Origin of the sequence: Parvibaculum sp., from assembly GCF_049672805.1 — a bacterium.
GTDB lineage: Bacteria > Pseudomonadota > Alphaproteobacteria > Parvibaculales > Parvibaculaceae > Parvibaculum.
Window position 1 is genome coordinate 1 of the sequence record NZ_JBATWS010000274.1, and the last position, 4,693, is coordinate 4,693.

The following is a 4,693-nucleotide window of genomic DNA, read 5'->3' on the forward strand; positions in this document are numbered from 1 at the left end:
GCCCTGTAAGGGATCAGTTACCCACAAAAATGGTGTCGAGCTTGCCGTCGGAGCCGAAATGCTCTTCCGTGACTTTCTTCCAGCCACCAAAGACTTCGTTCACGTCGATCAGCTCGATCTCGGGGAAGGTCTCGGCGTTTGCTGCGGCAACGTCCGCATCACGCACGCGGTAGAAATGCTTTGCAGCGATTTCCTGCGCGGGGCGCGAATAAAGGAAGTCGAGATAGGCCCTGGAGACTTCGGCGGAGCCACGGCGCTCAGCGACCTTGTCCACCACAGCAACCGGGAACTCGGCAAGCAGGCTCACCGGCGGTGTGACGATTTCGTAGCCCGCCTTTTCATACTGGGCGGCGATGCCGTGCACTTCCGCTTCGAAGGTGATGAGCACATCGCCAATCTCACGCTCGGCGAAGGTCTGCGTGGCGGCGCGGCCGCCCGTATCAAAGACGGGGACGTTCGCGAAAATCTTCTTCACGAATTCGGCTGTCTTTGCTTCGTCGCCGTCAAACTTGCGAAGCCCTGCGCCATAGGCTGCAAGATAGGTGTAACGGCCATTGCCTGAGGTTTTCGGGTTCGGGAAAATGACCTCGACGCCATCTTTCGCGAGATCATCCCAGTTGCGGATGTTCTTCGGGTTGCCCTTGCGCACAAGGAAAGCGGGCGCGGAATACCAGGGCGAACTGTTGTGCGGGAATGCCTCTGCCCAGTTGGCCGGCAGCAGATCGCCGCTTTCATGCAGCACGTCGATATCGGTCACCTGATTGAAGGTGACCACATCCGCCTCCAGCCCTTCGAGAATGAGGCGGGCCTGACGCGAGGAGCCTGCATGGGACTGCTCGATCTTGATGTCCTGCCCTGTCTTTTCCTTCCACTCAGCCGCGAATACCGGATTCAGCTCGGCAAAAAGTTCGCGAGAAACGTCATAGGAAACATTGAGAATGCGGTCGGGTGCTGCCTGCACGGCCGTAAAGCCAAGCAGTCCGGCCAGAACGCCGAGTACGGGCGCCTTGAGGATCTGTCGTATGTTGCTCATAAATACACTCCAATATCGTTATATTTCAACGATCACACTTGTTGAATGTATATTTTATGTAGCGCAGGCAGGGGCGAATTACAAACAAAGAAACAACGCCCTTTCGGAGCGTTGTTTCCTCACTACATGATTTTTCGGGGAATTAGGGAGCAGGCAGCGGTTTAGTAAAGGCCGCCCGTGCCGGAGCCGATATGGCTGTTCGTGCTGTCCGGGGCGTATCCCCCCGCCCGCGCGGGCTGCGGATCGTTGAGGCCGGGGATTTCTTCCGTTGGCACGCCGTCTTCCGGCACAGCGACACCGAAGGGCATGACCTTGCCATCCGGGCCTCTCAAACCGTCCGTGGACGGAACGCCATCCATCTCCATCAGATCTGGTGGAAGCGCTGTGCCACCATCAAGGACGGCTCCTTCCATTGGCCCGCTCTGAGACGAATCCTCACTGAGCGGCACACTGCCGAAAGGGCTGACACCCGGTGTGGAAGATGTCAGGCGCGGTTCGGTGCCCTGCTTGAAGGCTTCGAGGATGACGCCCGATCCTTCTCCATCGGCAAGCTGACCGGTCTTTGCATTGACCTTCACAAGCGAGATGCCGGGCGGCACGCGGAAGGGAATGGCGGGCTTGTTGCCGATCGCTCGCTGCATGATGTTGGCGAAAATCGGCGCTGCGGCACGACCACCCGTTTCAGCACGGCCAAGCGGGCGCGGCTCGTCAAAGCCGATGAAAACGCCAACCACGAGGTTCGGCGAGTAGCCGATGAACCAGGCGTCCTTGCCGTCATTGGTTGTGCCCGTCTTGCCGGCAAGCGGCACGCCCACCTTGCGCGCTGCAGAACCGGTGCCGCGCAGAACGGCGCCTTCCAGCATGGATGTGATCTGATAGGCCGTTTGCGGGCTTTCCACCTGCTCGCGATTATCTACCAGTTCAGGCGGCATCACAGGCTCGGGGTTTTGCGGATTGCGCGCCGCCGCTTCGCGCTTCGCCTCCTCCCAATCCTGATTGCAGGCAGCGCAGGGACGATCATCCTTGCGATAGACCGTGCGTCCGAAGCGATCCTGCACGCGGTCCACCAATGTTGGTGTCACGCGCTTTCCGCCATTGTCGAGCACGGCATAGGCACCGACGAGGCGCATCAGCGTCGTCTCACCGGCCCCCAGCGCCATGGAAAGGACGGGCGGCATATTGTCGGTAATGCCGAAGCGACGCGCGTAATTCGACACGGTCTCCGGGCCGACATATTGCGCGAGGCGCACCGTCATGAGGTTACGCGAATGTTCAAGGCCGAAGCGCAGCGTGGAAGGGCCGTAGAAACGGCGCTCATAGTTTTCAGGCTTCCAGAGACCGAGATCGCCGCCCTGATCGAGCACGAAAGGCGCGTCAAGCACGAGAGATGACGGCGTGAAGCCCTTGTCGAGCGCAGCCGCATAGACGAAAGGCTTGAAGGATGATCCCGGCTGGCGGAGCGCCTGCACCGCGCGGTTGAACTCCGACAGGCCGAAGCTGAAACCGCCCTGCATGGCGAGCACCCGGCCCGTATGCGGGTCCATGGCCAACGCGGCACCGTTCACCGCGGGCACCTGCTCCAGCGCATAATGCTTGGGATCTTTCTTCTCGTCGTCAAAGACGGGCGACACCCAGATGATGTCACCAACGGAAACGACCTCGGACGGACGCGTGATTTCGGGCCCGAGATAAAGTTCGTTCACATTCTTGCGTGCCCATTTCATCGTCGAGAAAGGCACATCGGCCTTTACGATCTCGGTCGAGAAAGTGCCATCCGGCTCGCGCAGCGGGCGAAGCCCTACCACGATCTTGTCGGCTTCGACGGCAAGCACGGCAGCAAGCGTCCACGGCTCAAGATCGGGCGCGACCGGCATGGCGGCCAGCGCCTCCTGCCAGTTCTCGCCCGCCTCCAGCGTCTTTACCGGGCCACGCCAGCCATAGCGGCGATCATAGGCGATGAGACCGGCGCGCAGTTCGCTCGCCACGATCTCCTGCAGGCGCGTGTCGATTGTGGTGCGGATAGAGAGCCCGCCTTCATAGAGTTTCTGCTCGCCATACATGCCGATGAGTTCGCGGCGCACCTGCTCCACAAAATAACTGGCATCGCGGATCTGCACGCCGCGCTGGCGAAGCGTGACATCAAGACCGGAGGCACGCGCTTCTGCCGCTTCATAGGGCGTAATGAAGCCTTCTTCCGCCATGCGCGAAATCACCCAGTTGCGGCGGGCGAGCGCACGTTCACGGAAACGATAGGGATGGTAGTTGTTGGGCGCTTTGGGCAACGTTGCCAGATAGGCAGCATCCGCAACGGTGAGTTCGTCGAGCGACTTGCCAAAATAATTGAGCGCAGCGGCGGCTACGCCATAAGAGCCGATTCCGAGATAAATCTCGTTCAGATAAAGCTCGAGAATGCGGTCCTTGGTAAAGGCCTGCTCCAGCCGGAACGCGATCAGCGCTTCCTTCAGCTTGCGATCAAACGTGACATCGGAAGAGAGCAGAAAGTTCTTGGCAACCTGCTGCGTGATGGTCGATGCGCCGACAAGGCGGCGGTCATTCAGCACGTTCGACACGTTGTCGATCATTGCGCGGACAATACCTGTCGCATCGACACCGCCATGCGAATAGAAATTCTTGTCTTCCGCCGCGAGAAACGCCTCGACCACAAGGGGGGGAATGGCGGAGATCGGTACATAGAGGCGGCGCTCGCGCGCAAACTCGCCGATCAGCTCACCGTCGCCCGCATGGACACGGCTCATCACTGGCGGCTCGTAATTGGCGAGTTTCGTATAATCCGGCAGGTCCTGGTTGACCCGCCAGACCATGTAGCCGCCCGCCATCAGGCCGCCCATAAGCAGGACCAGAATGATCGCCGCTACAATCGAAAGAACTCTCAGCATCGGGCGCTCTGTCCCCAGTTGCTCCACATCGTCCGGCGGCCTCTATAGATGAATTATGTCATGCGCGGGGCAGCAAAACGACCGCGCCCGCCGAACAAACATATAAAGGGGTGATTCACCAAAAAAGAGTTGCCAGAAGCACTCAGTTTGGCATCTCGGCAAGCCGGTCGCCGAAATAGCGGTCCACAGCGCGGGCCATGGTCTTGGCCATCCCTGCCCGCCAGCTCGCATTCACAAGCTGCTTCTCATCCTCCTTGTTGGTGAGGAAGCCGAGTTCCACCAGCACGGAGGGCACGTCCGGCGCCTTCAGCACGACGAAGCCCGCAAAGCGGTGGGCAGGACTCAGGGTCTGGGTTTTCTGGCTCGCATAATCGACCAGTGACTTCGCAAAGCGCGAGGAATAGTTCTTGGTTTCGCGCTGGGCGAGGTCAATCAGGATGCCGGTCACTTCCGGTGTCTCGCCCTGAAGGTCAAGACCGGCGATCAGGTCCGCCTGATTTTCCTTGCGCGCGAGGGCTGCCGCCTCGGCGTCAGAGGCCGTTTCCGACAGCGTATAGACCGAGAGGCCGCGAACACTGGGCTTCTGGATCGCGTCGGCATGTATCGAGATAAAGAGGTCCGCCTTGTGCCGGCGCGCGATCGCGACACGCTCCCGCAAGGGGATGAAGATGTCGGCATCGCGGGTGAGATGCACCTCATAGCGGCCGGAGGCGCGCAATTCTTCGGCGAACTGCCGCGCAAAGGCGAGCACGACGTTCTTTTC

3 protein-coding genes are annotated in these 4,693 nt (G+C 60.1%); all 3 read right to left on the reverse strand.

The genetic code is table 11. The annotated features are described in order from the left end of the window. Positions 1 to 13: 13 nt before the first annotated feature. The gene (cysP, locus tag WBF74_RS08845; protein WP_424438317.1) at positions 14 to 1,015 is read right to left on the reverse strand and encodes a thiosulfate ABC transporter substrate-binding protein CysP; all 1,002 of its coding nucleotides are present in this window, start codon (positions 1,013 to 1,015) and stop codon (positions 14 to 16) included. A 179-nt stretch (positions 1,016 to 1,194) separates the two neighbouring features. Next, entirely contained in the window at positions 1,195 to 3,930 is a 2,736-nt protein-coding gene (locus tag WBF74_RS08850) for a penicillin-binding protein 1A (protein WP_424438311.1), read from the reverse strand. A 142-nt stretch (positions 3,931 to 4,072) separates the two neighbouring features. Then, positions 4,073 to 4,693, reverse strand: a 621-nt coding sequence (locus WBF74_RS08855) for an N-acetylmuramoyl-L-alanine amidase family protein (RefSeq protein WP_424438314.1), incomplete at its 5' end; no start/stop codon positions are given.